Origin of the sequence: Rhizobium anhuiense, assembly GCF_003985145.1 — a bacterium.
Lineage (GTDB): Bacteria > Pseudomonadota > Alphaproteobacteria > Rhizobiales > Rhizobiaceae > Rhizobium > Rhizobium anhuiense.
On record NZ_ML133537.1, the window covers coordinates 93,610 to 108,046 of the forward strand.

12 protein-coding genes and 1 pseudogene are annotated in these 14,437 nt (G+C 63.2%); 5 read left to right on the plus strand and 8 right to left on the minus strand.

Going from position 1 to position 14,437, the window contains the following annotated elements; all coding sequences use genetic code 11:
* The first annotated feature begins 30 nt into the window (after positions 1 to 30).
* Both gshB and EEQ99_RS29425 read left to right on the plus strand, forming a co-directional pair.
* Positions 31 to 978 carry a glutathione synthase gene (gshB, locus tag EEQ99_RS29420; RefSeq protein ID WP_127431552.1) on the plus strand — a complete coding sequence of 316 codons (948 nt, stop codon included), beginning with the start codon at positions 31 to 33 and terminating at the stop codon, positions 976 to 978.
* Positions 979 to 1,150: 172 nt separating this feature from the next.
* Positions 1,151 to 2,683 carry a YifB family Mg chelatase-like AAA ATPase gene (locus tag EEQ99_RS29425; protein WP_127431553.1) on the plus strand — a complete coding sequence of 511 codons (1,533 nt, stop codon included), beginning with the start codon at positions 1,151 to 1,153 and terminating at the stop codon, positions 2,681 to 2,683.
* 288 nt (positions 2,684 to 2,971) lie between these two features.
* Here EEQ99_RS29425 and EEQ99_RS29430 read toward each other — a convergent pair whose 3' ends face one another.
* From EEQ99_RS29430 to EEQ99_RS29440, 3 genes are all read right to left on the minus strand, one after another.
* A complete protein-coding gene (locus EEQ99_RS29430) occupies positions 2,972 to 3,859 on the minus strand; it encodes a DUF4037 domain-containing protein (RefSeq protein ID WP_244604866.1) in 888 nt (295 codons plus the stop codon).
* 388 nt (positions 3,860 to 4,247) lie between these two features.
* The gene (gene cysK / locus EEQ99_RS29435; RefSeq protein WP_097543201.1) at positions 4,248 to 5,210 is read right to left on the minus strand and encodes a cysteine synthase A; all 963 of its coding nucleotides are present in this window, start codon (positions 5,208 to 5,210) and stop codon (positions 4,248 to 4,250) included.
* Positions 5,211 to 5,354: 144 nt separating this feature from the next.
* Positions 5,355 to 5,972, minus strand: coding sequence for a LysE family translocator (locus tag EEQ99_RS29440; protein ID WP_063474804.1), 618 nt, complete (start codon positions 5,970 to 5,972; stop codon positions 5,355 to 5,357).
* Between the two features lie 234 nt (positions 5,973 to 6,206).
* Here EEQ99_RS29440 and EEQ99_RS29445 point away from each other — a divergent pair.
* A pseudogene (locus EEQ99_RS29445) lies at positions 6,207 to 6,726 on the plus strand (Dps family protein).
* A 47-nt stretch (positions 6,727 to 6,773) separates the two neighbouring features.
* On the opposite strand, the gene EEQ99_RS29450 reads toward EEQ99_RS29445, so the two are convergent.
* Positions 6,774 to 7,676 (minus strand): DMT family transporter, encoded by a 903-nt coding sequence (locus EEQ99_RS29450; protein WP_028757397.1) that lies wholly within the window; start codon positions 7,674 to 7,676, stop codon positions 6,774 to 6,776.
* 112 nt (positions 7,677 to 7,788) lie between these two features.
* On the opposite strand from EEQ99_RS29450, the gene EEQ99_RS29455 reads away from it, so the two are divergent.
* Positions 7,789 to 8,253, plus strand: a complete 465-nt coding sequence (locus EEQ99_RS29455) for an Lrp/AsnC family transcriptional regulator (RefSeq protein WP_028757687.1) — start codon at positions 7,789 to 7,791, stop codon at positions 8,251 to 8,253.
* Positions 8,254 to 8,288: 35 nt separating this feature from the next.
* Here EEQ99_RS29455 and EEQ99_RS29460 read toward each other — a convergent pair whose 3' ends face one another.
* Together EEQ99_RS29460 and dut are read right to left on the minus strand one after the other, a co-directional pair.
* Positions 8,289 to 9,188, minus strand: a complete 900-nt coding sequence (locus EEQ99_RS29460; protein ID WP_127431554.1) for a GNAT family N-acetyltransferase — start codon at positions 9,186 to 9,188, stop codon at positions 8,289 to 8,291.
* Positions 9,188 to 9,658: a dUTP diphosphatase gene (gene dut, locus EEQ99_RS29465; protein WP_097594975.1), complete on the minus strand. Its 471-nt coding sequence runs from the start codon at positions 9,656 to 9,658 to the stop codon at positions 9,188 to 9,190. The genes EEQ99_RS29460 and dut overlap by 1 nt, the downstream gene beginning before the upstream one ends.
* Positions 9,659 to 9,749: 91 nt before the next feature.
* Between dut and EEQ99_RS29470 the strand changes: the two genes are divergently transcribed.
* The gene (locus EEQ99_RS29470; RefSeq protein WP_063474801.1) at positions 9,750 to 11,333 is read left to right on the plus strand and encodes a peptide chain release factor 3; all 1,584 of its coding nucleotides are present in this window, start codon (positions 9,750 to 9,752) and stop codon (positions 11,331 to 11,333) included.
* Between the two features lie 18 nt (positions 11,334 to 11,351).
* Here EEQ99_RS29470 and EEQ99_RS29475 read toward each other — a convergent pair whose 3' ends face one another.
* A complete protein-coding gene (locus EEQ99_RS29475; RefSeq protein WP_244604867.1) occupies positions 11,352 to 12,704 on the minus strand; it encodes an HlyD family type I secretion periplasmic adaptor subunit in 1,353 nt (450 codons plus the stop codon).
* 2 nt (positions 12,705 to 12,706) lie between these two features.
* Entirely contained in the window at positions 12,707 to 14,431 is a 1,725-nt protein-coding gene (locus EEQ99_RS29480) for a type I secretion system permease/ATPase (protein WP_063474800.1), read from the minus strand.
* Positions 14,432 to 14,437 lie beyond the last annotated feature (6 nt).

Consider the following 14,437-nt stretch of genomic DNA (forward strand, 5'->3'; position numbering starts at 1 on the left):
CATCTGTCCGGCAGTCAGGAAGGGACGGAAATGGCCAAGATCACCAATGTAGCGGTCCAGATGGATCATGTCGCCGGCATCAATATCGCAGGTGATTCCACCTTCGCCATGAGCCTGGAAGCCCAGGCGCGCGGCTACCGGCTCTTCCATTATACGCCCGACCGCCTGAGCTTCCGCGACGGCAAGCTCTTTGCCAGCGTCGAGCCGATGCTGCTGCGCGACGTCAAGGGCGATCACGTCGAGCTTGGTGCGCCGGAGCGCGTCGATCTCGCCACCATGGATGTCGTCCTGCTGCGCCAGGACCCGCCCTTCGACATGGCCTATATCACCTCGACGCATCTGCTCGAGCGCATTCACCCGAAGACGCTGGTCGTCAACGATCCGGCCTGGGTGCGCAATTCGCCGGAGAAGATCTTCGTCACCGAATTTTCCGACATGATGCCGAAGACGCTGATCACCAAGGACCCGGCCGAGATCCGCCGTTTCCGCGACGAGATGGGCGATATCATCCTGAAGCCGCTCTACGGCAATGGCGGCGCCGGCGTCTTTCATTCAACCCGCGACGACCGCAACCTCTCCTCGCTGCTGGAGATGTTCGGCCAGCTGTTCCGCGAACCCTTCATCGCCCAGCAATATCTGCCCGATGTGCGCAAGGGCGACAAACGCATCATCCTGGTCGACGGTGAATTTGCCGGCGCCATCAACCGCGTCCCGGCCGAGCACGACAGCCGCTCCAATATGCATGTCGGCGGCCGCGCCGAGGCGACCGAACTGACGTCGCGCGAGCAGGAAATCTGCGCCCGCATCGGCCCGGCGCTGAGAGAACGCGGCTTCCTGCTCGTCGGCATCGACGTGATCGGCGATTACATGACCGAGATCAACGTCACCTCGCCCACGGGCATCCGCGAGGTCAAGAAGTTCGGCGGCGCCGATATATCAAGCCTGCTCTGGGATGCGATCGAACGCAAACGCGGCTGACCGGCAAATCATGCCCGTTTTGATCCCGCGGCCGGGTACAACCCGGTCGCCGCGGATATCCAGATACGTTCCTTGATTGTTCTTGTTTTATTCCCGATTCCATGCCAGATTGCAACCGCTGGCTTTCAAGGGCCGGGGGCGGTATAAGAGTTTGCGGCAAGGGGATGGGTTTATGGTCGCGCGTGTCAGCACGGTGGCATTCCAGGGCATCGAAGGCGTGCCGGTCGAGGTTCAGGTCATGGTCGCGCCCGGCAAGGTCGGCATGCAGATCGTCGGCCTGCCCGACAAGGCGGTTGCCGAAAGCCGCGAGCGGGTGCAGGCCGCCCTCCATGCCTCCGGCCTGGCGCTGCCGGCCAAGCGGGTAACCGTCAATCTGGCGCCCGCCGATTTGCCGAAGGAAGGCTCGCATTTCGATCTGCCGATCGCCCTTGCGCTGATGGCCGCCCTCGGCGCTATTCCCGCCGATGCGCTGTCGGATTTTGTCGTTGTCGGCGAGCTCAACCTCGATGGCACGATCGCCGCCATCGCAGGTGCGCTGCCGGCCGCGATCGGCGCCAATGCGCTCGGCAAGGGGCTGATCTGCCCGGCCGAAAGCGGCGCCGAAGCTGCCTGGGCGGGCGCCGATGTCGATATCCTCGCGCCCCGGAGCCTGATCGCTCTTGCCAATCATTTCCGCGGCACGCAGGTCCTCTCCAGGCCGGAGGCATCGATCCGCGCCAATGCCGCCAACCTGCCGGACCTTGCCGAGATCAAGGGCCAGGAAAGCGCCAAGCGGGCGCTGGAGGTCGCAGCCGCCGGCGGCCATAATCTCCTGATGGTCGGGCCTCCAGGCTCCGGCAAGTCGATGCTGGCGGCCAGGCTGCCGTCGATCCTGCCGCCGCTTTCGGCCGCCGAACTGCTGGAGGTGTCGATGGTCCACTCGATCGCCGGCCAGCTCTCCGGCGGCAAGCTTTCCGACCGCCGGCCCTTCCGCACCCCGCATCATTCCGCCACCATGGCCGCCCTCGTCGGCGGCGGCCTGCGCGCCCGTCCGGGCGAAGCCTCGCTTGCCCATCACGGCGTGCTGTTTCTCGACGAATTGCCAGAGTTCACGCCGCAGGCGCTCGATGCGCTGCGCCAGCCGCTCGAAGGCGGCGAGTGCGTCATCGCGCGTGCCAATCACCGCGTTTCCTATCCGGCGAAATTCCAGCTGATCGCGGCAATGAACCCCTGCCGCTGCGGCATGGCCGGCGAGCCCGGTCATAGCTGCGCCCGCGGCCCGCGCTGCATGAGCGACTACCAGGCCCGCATCTCCGGCCCGCTGATGGACCGCATCGATATCCGCATCGACGTGCCGGCCGTCTCCGCCGCCGATCTCATCCGGCCGATGGCGGCCGAAAGCAGCGCCGACGTCGCCCGCCGCGTCGCCCGCGCCCGCGAGATCCAGCAGGAGCGCTTCGAAAGCGCCGGCGCAAAAGGCATCGGTACCAATGCCCGCTGCTCCACCGCCATGATCGAGAAACTGGCCGAGCCCGATGCTGGCGGCCTGCAGCTGCTGCGCGACGCCGCCGAAAAGATGAAATTCTCCGCCCGCGGCTACCACCGCGTCCTCAAGGTCGCCCGCACCCTGGCCGATCTCGACGGCAAACCGACGGTCGGCCGCATCCATCTCGCCGAAGCGATCTCCTACAGGATCGCCGGGGAGAGGCTGACGGCGGCGGCGTAGGAAAAGGGGCGCCGAAGCACTCAAATACTCTGTAAAATGAATTTCAATTCGTCATGCGCAGGATAGTAACACACGCTGTGCAACGGCCCGCTTTCGGAATGACAGAGCGATCAACTGCGTAACTGGCTCATCATCCTTTGAGAGAGCTTGGCGTCTTCAAGCAAGGGCGTAAGGTCGCTGACCTGATCCAAAGAGCCGACAATCGGCAACTGTCTGATCGACGCGTCCGCTATCGCTGAACACGTGGTCTCTACCGCATCGTCAGCGTTGATGGTCGTAAATGGCCGGTCATGGTATGGACCCACGATTGGCTCGAAGGAGGCGATGCCGATCGCATTTTGCCTGTGCGCCAATTCCAGGTAAGCCCAAGCGAGCGCGTCCTCTCGCTGTCCATGCATTCGAATGTAAGGCCCGCTTCAGGTGGGGTGAGAGCGCCTCTGCGATCGGGAGCCTGGCAAAGCCGCTGCCGAGCCATTTCGAATAGGGGGCGTACCGGCGCTCGAGCAGGAACCCCATTCTCATCACGTCCCGCACCAGCCGCGCGGCGATGACCCGCGAACCCAGGTCGTCTCCGACTTGCCCCGCGCGACCGACAAATGCCTGCTCTTCAGAGATGCGCCGCCACTGACACGCAATCTTGTAGAGCCACACGTCTTCTGGGAAATATCCCAGGCGATCACGGGCCTGGCTCAAGCGGCTGTCGTCATCATGAAAGACGGCGCCTGATGTGAAGGCGAGAAGCTTTTGCTCTGCGAAGCCCAGCCATTGAAGAGCGTTGAGGTTTTCCACCGACCGAACGGCGAAGTGGCCTTCCAGTAGCGCTTCGAGCGTATGAAATTCCAGTCCGTGTCCAAGCGCTCCGGCTGCCTCGACGCTATTTGACGCCGGATGTGGTCGGCTGCGCCAGCCGATAGGTTCTCCAAGATAGTCAGCCGGCGCAAATTTGGAAAATTCATCGACCAATCGCCGTGCACAATTGCCGAAATCATCTCGGCTCAGGAGGATGTGGACGCGTGGCCCCCAATTGTGGTCCTTGGAAACCTCGTCGTCAAAACCGATGAGCTCCGAACCATAGCCGATCAGTGCGGCGGAATAGCGGAGCTCTGGCGCAGCCTCGCTCAACCAGGGCCGAACGATATCAGTATAGAAACCGCGTGATAATTCGATCCCTTGCATGACTTCTCGCCGTGGTCTTGATGCCATTACGATTGGAACGCAGCCGCCTCAGAGGGCCAACCGAAAATGATCGGTGTGGTCATCTTCGACACCTCGGTCAAGGAGATTGCCGAGGCCAGCCCCTCATCCGGTTGCCGCCACCTTCTCCCCGCTCGCGGGGCGAAGGGGGATAGCCGTAACCTCTCCGTTCCTCTCCCGCCTCTCAGGGCACGTCCCCTCGCCCCGTTTACGGGGAGAGGGTTAGGGTGAGGGGCAGTCATTCGGCGCAAACCGGACTGCCGTAGCCTGATGCGAGGATCCGCTGGATATCAACCGGCTGCAGAACAAGCCCGAGCATGACCGAAGCGCCGCGCCACGTAAGAAGATGAATGCCCGGCCAAGCTCTGCCTCAGCTCCCCAGCCCCTCAAACAGCGCCGTCGAGAGATAACGCTCGGCGAAGGAGGGGATGATGATGACGATGTTCTTGCCGGCGTTCTCGGGACGGACGCCGACCTTGATCGCCGCCGTCAGCGCAGCACCCGAGGAGATGCCGACCGGCACGCCTTCAAGCCTTGCGACGAGGCGCGCCTGTTCGAAGGCTTCGTCGTTGGTGACGGTGACGACCTCGTCATAGATGCCGGTGTCGAGGATCTTCGGGGCGAAGCCGGCGCCGATGCCCTGGATCTTGTGCGGGCCGGGGTTGCCGCCGGACAGGATCGGCGAGTCGGCGGGTTCGACGGCGATGATCTTGATCTCCGGTTTGCGGCTCTTCAACACCTGTCCGACGCCGGTGATCGTGCCGCCGGTGCCGATGCCGGAGACGACGATGTCGACCGTGCCGTCGGTATCGTTCCAGATTTCCTCGGCCGTCGTCTTGCGGTGGATCTCCGGATTGGCCGCGTTTTCGAACTGCTGTGGAATGACGGCATCGGGCAGCGACGACGCCAGTTCCTCGGCCTTGGCGATGGCGCCCTTCATGCCCTTCGGGCCCTCGGTCAGCACCAGTTCGGCGCCGAGCAGCGCCAGCATCTTGCGGCGCTCCACCGACATCGTTTCCGGCATGGTGAGGATCAGCCGATAGCCCTTGGCGGCAGCGGCAAAGGCAAGCGCGATGCCTGTGTTGCCGGAGGTCGGCTCGATCAGCACCGTCTTGCCGGGAGTAATCTTGCCCTGCGCTTCGAGGCTCTCGATCATCGCGACGCCGATGCGGTCCTTGACCGAGGCGATCGGGTTGAAGAATTCGAGCTTGCCGATCAGGTTCGCCACGACGCCCTTTTCCCGCGCCAGCTTGTCGAAGCGCACGAGCGGCGTATCGCCGATGGTTTCGGTTATCGAGGAATAGATGCGGCCGCGGCCGGGTTTGTGCGACATGGGTGCTCTCCCTTTGAAATCCTGCCCCTGGAATCGAGGGGAGAATAGGGTCAAAGGCCGGTCTAGGCCAGAGCGCGTTCGGCCCGGAGATGCGGTCCGCGGAGAAAAAAACCTTTGAAAACCGTTTCTTGTCGAATGTTTATTTCAGGCAGCCCGCGTGGCGATGAAGGCCGCCGTGCCCGCCAGGATACCGGCCGCAACCCGGTTCAGCGCCTGCAAGGCCCGCGGCTCTCTCAGCATCGTCCGGGCTCGCGAGGCAAGCAGCATATAGGGCACCAGCACGACGATCAGCACCACGAAGGTAACAGTGAGCAGGAGCGCATAGTCTGACAAGCCGATATGGCCGATATCGATCAGCGTCGGCACCAGGGCGACATAGAACAGCATCGTCTTCGGATTGCCGAGCGTCACCAGCAGGCCGGAGAGGAAGGACAGGCCGATATTGCTCGATTTGCGCGCCGCGATATCCTGCGGCAGCAATCCCGCCGTCCAGAGCTTCCAGGCGATGTAGCCGAGATAGAGGGCGCCGGCGATCTTGATGGCGATGAACACCTCGGTGAAGCTCTGCGCCACGAAGGCGAGGCCGAGAATGACCGCGGTGAGATAGGTCATGTCGCCGAGCACCAGGCCGAGGCCCATGAAGAAGGTCTCGCGGAAATTCGAGCCGAGCGCCCGTGCGACGATCGCGGTGATCCCAGGTCCGGGAATGGCCGCGGCGATGAACAGCGCTCCGGCATAGGTGATCAGGACGGTGAGGCTCATCTTCTTAACCCACAGGGCTTCTGCCGCCCTCTATAGGCAAGCCTTGCTGCCGCATCAATGCTTTGGCGCTGATCTGTCCATAACCATAAAGAATAGGTCTGCTGAACCATGATCTACTTGGAAAGCGACCCCGCCTTGCTATCTCTCCCTCTGCAAATGCGCGATCAGCGTCCTCCGCGCCTCCCGAAAGGGAGCGCAACGCCGCGGAGATTTTCATCACCAAGGAGAAAATAAATGTCCCCCAGCTCAGCCGAAACCCGCAGGCTTTCGCCGCTCAAGACGCCGTCCAGCCTGTCGACCAACGCCATTTACCGATATCTCGGCGGCGCTGACCGCCCTGCTTGCCGATGTCTTCACGCTTTATCTGAAGACCAAGAATTTCCACTGGCACATGTCCGGCCCGCATTTTCGCGACTATCATCTGCTGCTCGACGAACAGGCCGAGCAGATCTTCGCCATGACCGACGACATTGCCGAACGTGCCCGCAAGATCGGCGGCACGACGCTGCGCTCCATTGGCCAGATCGCCCGCCAGCAGCGCCTTTCGGACAATGACGCCGATTTCGTTACGCCCGAAGACATGTTGTCGGAATTGCGCGAGGACAATGCGCAGCTCGTTTCGCTGCTGCGCGAGGTGCATGGCCTTTGCGACGAGCATAATGACGTCGCGACCGCCAGCCTGATCGAGAACTGGATCGACGAGGGCGAGCGCCGCACCTGGTTCCTGTTCGAAACGACCCGCCCGCAGAGGTAATAGCGGCAACGGGACGTCTCAGCCGTCCCCGTCGGGGCGCCCGGCTCTCAGCCCTCGAGCGCCCGCGGCCGCAGCCAGCGCGGCGTCCAGCCGAGATTCATGCCGGCGGCGGCAAGCAGGATAATCGCCGCACCGGCGATCTGCATCGGCTGCAGCGCGTGGCCGAAAGCCAGCCGGTCGACGAGGATTGCGGCGATCGGATAGATGAAGGACAGCGCGCCGGTGAGATGCGTCGGCAGCCTCTGGATCGCGCCGTAGAGCAGCACATACATCAGCCCGGTATGGACGACGCCGACGGTGACGAGGATCGCCCAGCCCCCGACATCTTGCGGCGGATTTGAAAAGTCGGTCATCGGCGCCAGCATCAGCATGCCGGTGGCGACCTGGATAAGCGCGATCAGATGCGGCGGCGTGCCTTTGAGCCATTTCGCGGCCAGCGCTGCCAAGGCGTAGAAGAAGGCGGCGCCGAGCGCCATCAGGATGCCGAGGCCGTAGCCCTCCGATATAGCTCCGCCCGCCTCCGGTTTTGCCTCGACGATGGCAATCATGCCGGCGAAGGCGAGCGTCAGCCAGAACAGCTTGGTGGCGGTGATCTTCTCGCCGAGGAAGAGCGCACCGAGCACCAGCAGCATGAAAGGCTGGGTGTTATAGACGGTCGTCGCAATCGAGATCGTCGCATGCGAATAGGAGGCAAACAGCAACAGCCAGTTCAAGACGATGGCGACGCCGCCAAAAATGGCGATGCCGAAGGCGCGCAGCGTGATGATACCGGGCCGCAGCAGCCCGAGAGCGCCGCAGATGACAAGCAGGGTGAGCGCGCCGAACAGGCAGCGCCAGAAGACCACGCCGCTGACGGGCTGTCCCGACATGACGACGAACCAGCCGATCGTCCCCGAGATCAGCATCGCTGCCGTCATTTCCACCGTGCCCCGTCTGATGTCGCTACCCATGATAACCTCCGCCGTTGATGGCATGATAATATTGCGGCCGGAGGCGATTTTATATAAGGATAAAAAGGAAGATGATCGATATCGCCTAATCATCATAGGAAAGTGGATCGCCATGGCTAATGATGTGCAATCGCTCGACGAGGTCGATCAGGCCATCCTCGAAGCGCTGGCCGGCAATGCCCGGATCTCGCTGAAGGAGCTGGCGCAGCAGGTCGGCCTGTCCTCGCCGAGTGCCGCCGAGCGCCTGCGCCGGCTGGAGGAGCGCGGCGTCATCAAGGCTTTCACCATTGATCTCGATCCCGCCGCCGTCGGTTATCCCCTGCAGGCGATCGTGCGCGTGCGTCCGTTGCCGGGGCAGCTGCACATCGTCGAGCGCATCATCCAGGACATTCCCGAAATCGTCGAATGCGACAAGGTCACCGGTGAGGATTGTTTCATCGCCCGCCTGGTCATCCGCTCGATGGCGGAGCTCGACGGCCTGCTCGACCGGGTTGCCGAAAGGGCAGAAACCAACACCTCGATGATCAAGGCCTCACCGGTCAAACGCCGCCTGCCGCCGCTTTCCCGGAAAAAGTAAACGTCGACAGAACCGGTCCCTTTGCTGGAGCTGCTCTAAAAATCCGCCATCGGCGACAGCATCGCCGGGAAATTCGGGATAGTATCGCCAAGCCCGCGCAGCATCAGCCTCGTGCCGCTTTCCAACGGTTGCGGGACGCCTGCCCAGCCGAGCCTGTCGGGACAGAAAAGCACCTCGACCGTGGCGGGCACGATCTCCAACCCGCCGAGGATTGCTGCAAGCGAGGGCATCTCCGCCGCCACCACGTCGAGAAGACTGAAGCGGCCCGTCTCGTCGATCTTCCAGGCGATGGCCGCCTGCCGGTCTTCCAGGAAGCTGAGGCGGATATCGGGATCGAGCTGGGTATTGATCAGAAACATCGCCGCATTGACGGTGACACCAAGCGATGTCGAAACCGGGCTTCGTCTTTTCAGCAGCGATTGCAGCAGGGCAAGATCATCCGCATGCGTCGGCGCAAGCAGCCGGGCGGGTGCGGCTGATGCCGAAGGGGCGGGTGCCGCTCCCTCGTATCGGTGCAGCGGTATCGCACGGAAACCATAGGGTTCGTAGAGAGACGGCTTGTCGGTATAGAGGATGACGGCTTCAAAGCCCTGCCGCTCGCACCAGTCGAGCGCCTTTACCGTCACGTCGCGATAGAGCCCGCGGCCACGCCATCGTGGCCGCACGGCGCCTGATTGAAGCCCGGCGGCATGGACGATCCTGCCGTTGATGACGAAGGGCAGCGCAAAGGCTGAGATATTCGCCGCAAGCTCGCCATTGCCGTCAAACCAGCCGAAAGGCATGCTGGAGGGATCGGGTCCGCCGAGCTGTTGCAGCGGCCCGATATCGATGCCGAAAATATCCTGAAGCAGGTTGACCAGCGCCGCCCAGCCGGCGGGATCGCCGAAATAATCCTGCCGGAAGGTCAGGCCAGCGCTGTCGAAGCGCCTGGTCATCACACGCCGGTGGAGCCGAAGCCGCCTGCGCCGCGCAGCGTTTCGCTGGCCTCGGTGATCTCCGCCACCCGCACCTGCGTCACCGGTGCGATCACCATCTGGGCAATGCGCATACCGCGCTCGATGACGAAGGGCTCCTCGCCGAGATTGGCGAGCAGCACTTTCACCTCGCCGCGATAGTCGCTGTCGACGGTACCCGGCGAATTCAGGCAGGTGATGCCGTTCTTGAAGGCGAGGCCGGAGCGCGGCCGCACCTGTCCCTCGAAATGCTCGGGGATTTCGAAGATGAAGCCGGTCGGCACCAGCGCCCGTTTGCCCGGCAGAAGCGTCAGTGGTGTCGCCTCGTCGATGGCGGCGCGCAGGTCCATGCCGGCCGCCCCCTTGCTTTCATAGGCGGGCAGGTCGAGGCCTTCGCCATTCGGCAGGCGGATGAGGTTCAGCGTCGGGCTGAGATCGTGATGAATGGTCATGGGCCATTACTTTGCGCGTGGAAGGGCAAGGTCAATTGCATTGCCGGGCTTTAATCGCTAGATACGCGGCAATTCCACAGGATTCACAAGTATGGCCGAAAGTCTCGCCGAGGCGGTCTCCCGCCGCCGCACATTCGCTATTATCGCCCACCCGGACGCGGGTAAGACGACGCTCACCGAAAAGCTGCTGCTGTTCGGCGGCGCCATTCAGCTTGCCGGTGAAGTCAAGGCGAAGAAGGATCGAATGCAGACGCGCTCCGACTGGATGAAGATCGAGCGCGAACGCGGCATCTCGGTCGTCACCTCGGTGATGACCTTCGAATATAACGATAATGTCTTCAACATCCTCGACACGCCGGGTCACGAGGATTTCGCCGACGACACCTATCGCACGCTGACGGCCGTCGATGCCGCCGTCATGGTCATCGACGCCGCCAAGGGTATCGAGCCGCGCACGCTGAAGCTCTTCGAAGTCTGCCGCATGCGTGATATTCCGATCATCACCTTCATCAACAAAATGGACCGCGAAAGCCGCGATCCCTTCGAGATCCTCGACGAGGTGGAAGAGAAGCTGGCGCTGGATACGGCGCCGATCACCTGGCCGGTCGGCCGCTCGAAGACCTTCTGCGGTTCCTACAATATTGCCGCCAACACGGTGCGCGGGTCGGATACCGAAATCGAGGGAACGCCGGTCAACGGCCCGCAGAGCGTTGCCGGCCGGTTGCCGGAAAACGAGCGCCAGGCATTCGTCGAGGAGACGGAGCTGGCGATCGAGGCCTGCCGCCCCTTCGACCGCCAGGCCTTCCTGGAAGGCCATATGACGCCGGTCTTCTTCGGTTCGGCGTTGCGCAATTACGGCGTTCGCGACCTCATCAACGCGCTCGGCGATTTCGCGCCGCCGCCGCGTGACCAGGTCGCCGATACCAGGACGGTGCATGCGACGGACGACAAGATGACGGCCTTCGTCTTCAAGATCCAGGCCAACATGGACCCCAACCATCGCGACCGCATCGCCTTTGCCCGCATCTGCTCCGGCAAGCTCGAGCGCGGCATGAAGGCCAGGCTCGCCCGCACCGGCAAGCAGCTTGGCCTGACGGCGCCGCAATTCTTCTTCGCCTCGCAGCGCCAGCTCGCTGACACCGCCTATGCCGGCGATGTCGTCGGCATTCCCAACCACGGGACGCTCCGGATCGGCGATACGCTGACCGAAGGCGAATCCCTGGTCTTCCAGGGCGTGCCGAACTTCTCGCCGGAAATCCTGCGCCGCGTGCGCCTGGAAGACGCGATGAAGGCAAAGAAGCTCAAGGAAGCCCTGCAGCAGATGGCCGAGGAAGGCGTCGTCCAGCTGTTTTCGCCGGAAGACGGCTCGCCGGCGATCGTCGGCGTCGTCGGCGCCCTGCAGCTCGACGTGCTGAAGGAGCGGCTAATGGCCGAATACGGCCTGCCCGTCTCCTTCGAAATGTCGCGTTTCTCCGTCTGCCGCTGGATCTCGGCCGATCAGCCGGCCGATCTCGACAAGTTCCTCACCGTCAAGCGCGGCGATATCGCCCGCGATCTCGACGGCGATCCGGTCTTCCTCGCCCAGGACGGTTTCTCGCTGCGTTATGAGTCTGAGCGTTATCCGGCGATCAAGATGGTCGCCATCAAGGAATATCACGCCGCAAAGGCGGCGTGATCGGTTGGCGGCCTGGGGCTATTTTTCCCGCAGCGCCCGACGGAAGTTCTGGGTGATCGGCTCAGCCAGATAAGCAAGCACGGTGCGGGCCCCCGTCCGGATCATCGCCTCGCTCGACATGCCGGGCAGCAGTTTGCGGCCCTCCAGCTTGGCGAGTTCGCTCTTGTCGATCAGCACGGTCGCGGCGAAATAGGGCGCGCCGCTGCGCTCCTCCACCATCCGGTCAGCCGAGATGATCTCCACGACGCCGTCGAGTGGCGGGAGGTTGTAGCGGGCAAAGGCCGGGAAACTGACGCGCGCGGCCTGTCCGGGGGCGATCGTCTCGACGTCCTCCGGTCTGACCATGGCCTCGACCACGAGCGGCTGCCCGAGCGGCACGACCGTCATCAGTGTCTCGCCGGGTTTCACGACACCGCCCGCCGTGTGGACCTTCAGGTCCATGATGATGCCGTCAACGGGTGCGACCACATTGGTGCGGGCAAGCACGTCCCTGGCGGTACGTTCCTCCTGTCTGAGGTCGAACAACTCCGCCTCGACCTTGCTCAACTCCTCGACGGCCTCGTTGAGCCGCACCGTGCCGAGGTTCAAGCTTTGCATGTCGATCTCGGCCATGGCGCTTTTGGCGCGAGCGATGGCCGCGACGTTGGTGGCGCGCTCTCCCTCGATCTCCCGCTGTTGCCGTTTGAGCAGCAGGTTCCGTTCGCGCGTGACCAACCCCCGCTTGAGTAGACTGTCGAGGTCTTTGGTTTCGCCCTCGAGCGCCTCGATCTGCTTGTCCTCAGTGATGATAAGTTCCTCCAGTCCGGTGATCTCTTCCGCGGTCTGGCGACGGCGCTGGCTGAGAATTTCCCGCTCGTCCTGCAAATTGTGGTGCTTTGCCGCGAAGACGTCACGCTGTGAGGCCACCGCATCCTTTGCCGCTTTGGCGGAGTTTGCGAGCAAGGCGGGATCAAACTCGATCTCGGCCTTGCCATCACGCTCGGCCTTGAGGCGAGCGGCCAGCGCCTCGCGCGTTGCTATTCGGTTCTGGATCAGATCAAGCTTCGCCTTTGCCTGTGTGCTGTCGAGGTGGATGAGGACCTTACCCGTCTCGACGATATCGCCGTTGGCGGCATTCAACTCCGCGATGATGCCGCCCTCGAGGTGCTGGATGAGCTTGCGGTCGCCGGCAACCTTGATGACGCCAGGCGCCACTGCGGCGCTGTCCAGCGGTGCAAGCGCTGCCCAACCCAGGGCCCCGCCGAAGAACAGGAACATGATCGCGAATCCGGCGAAGGTCACGCCCGTAAGACGCAACGGTACCGGCGCAGCGGGTGGCGAAACGGGTAAGGGGACGACCTTCATGTCCTTCATGTCTGTTTTCATTTTCATGCCTATTTCGCCACGATGGTCGGCATCTGGGTGACCTTGCGGACCCGCGCGGCGAGTTCATTGAAGACATAGTCGCGCGGACCGAAGAGGTCCTGTTGGCCTCGGTTGAGCACGAGTATTTTGTCGACCGTCTCCATGATGTTCGGTCGGTGCGCGATCAGGATAACGGTCGTGCCCGCCGCCTTGACCGTGCCGAGGGCTGCGATCAACGCCTCCTCACCGTCGCGGTCGAGGTTGGAATTGGGCTCGTCCAGGATGATGAGGGCCGGGTCGTCGTAAAGCGCCCGCGCCAACCCGATGCGTTGGCGCTGCCCGCCTGAGAGGACCGCGCCGGATTCGCCGATCTCGGTGAGGTAACCCTTCGGCAGTCCTTTGATCAGTTCGTGAACGCCCGCCAGCTGCGCGGCTTTGACCACCTTGTCGAAGACCACCGGGCTGAGCTTTGCGAAGCGGCAGATGTTTTCGGAGACGGTACCGGCGAAGAGCTCGATGTCCTGCGGCAGATAACCGACATAATGACCACGGTCCTCCGCTGCCCATTGGGCAACGTCCATGCCGTCGAGCAAGGCACGCCCTCCGGATGGGCGCCAGGCACCGGCCAGTATTCGCGCCAGACTCGTCTTGCCGGCCGCGCTCTGGCCGATCAGCGCCATCGCTTCACCCGGCTCGAGGTGGAAGCTGATGCCTTTCAGGATAGGCTCGCCGCCCTGTCGGCCAAGCACGATATTGTCGGCCTCGAACCTGCCTTTCGGTCGCGGTAGTGGCAGAACCGGCGTGGCCTCCGGGTGCTGCCCGGCGACGGCGGTGAGACGTTTGTAAGCGGCGCGCGCTCCGACCGTCGCCTTCCATGTTCCGATCGCTTGTTCGACCGGGGACAATGCGCGGCCCATCAGGATTGAGGCGGAAATCATGATCCCGGGTGAAGCCTGGTTCCGAAGGACGAGATAAGCCCCAAGGCCCAGTATGGCCATTTGCAGGGCCAGCCGGTGGCAACGGGCGAGGGCTGCGATGACGCCGCCACGGTTGGCAGCAAGAACCTGTCCTTTGTTTGCCTCGTCCTGCTGGACCTTCCAGCCTTCCAGCAGTGGCTTCAACATGCCCATTGCCTGCACGACCTCGGCGTTTCGGATTGCCGCCTCGGCCTGGACGTATGCCCGCGACTGCGCGCTTGCAGCCTCGGTCAACGGCTTGCGTGTGAGGTATTCGTTGAGCAACGCCAACGCAAACAGGACGATCCCGCCGCACAGCGCCAGCCAGCCCAGCCAAGGGTGCATGAAGAATATGGCGGCGAAAAACAGCGGCGCCCAAGGTGCGTCAAGGATAGGGAAGATGCTCGGGCTGGTGAAGAAATTCCGCACCTGGTCGAGGTCGCGCAGCGGACGGGCATTGGCCTGGCCGGGCGCCGTGGCGGCATATTCCACCGATGCGGTCAGGAGAACCGGCGCCAGGCGCGCGTTCATCCACGATCCGACGGTTGCCAGAAGACGCCCGCGCACCACCTCCAGCCCCGCCATTGTCGCCAGGGCCGCCGCTGCCATCAGCGACAGCATCAGCAAGGTCTCCAGGCTGTGGCTGGACAAGACGCGGTGGTAGACCTGCAGCATATAAAGCGCCCCGGTCAGCATCAGCACGTTGATGCCGGCGCTGAACCAGACCAGCGGCCGGATGGCGCGTCTGGCTTCTTTCATCACCACCTGCAGGGCAGGGGGCTGTTGGTTTGTTTTCATCACTAT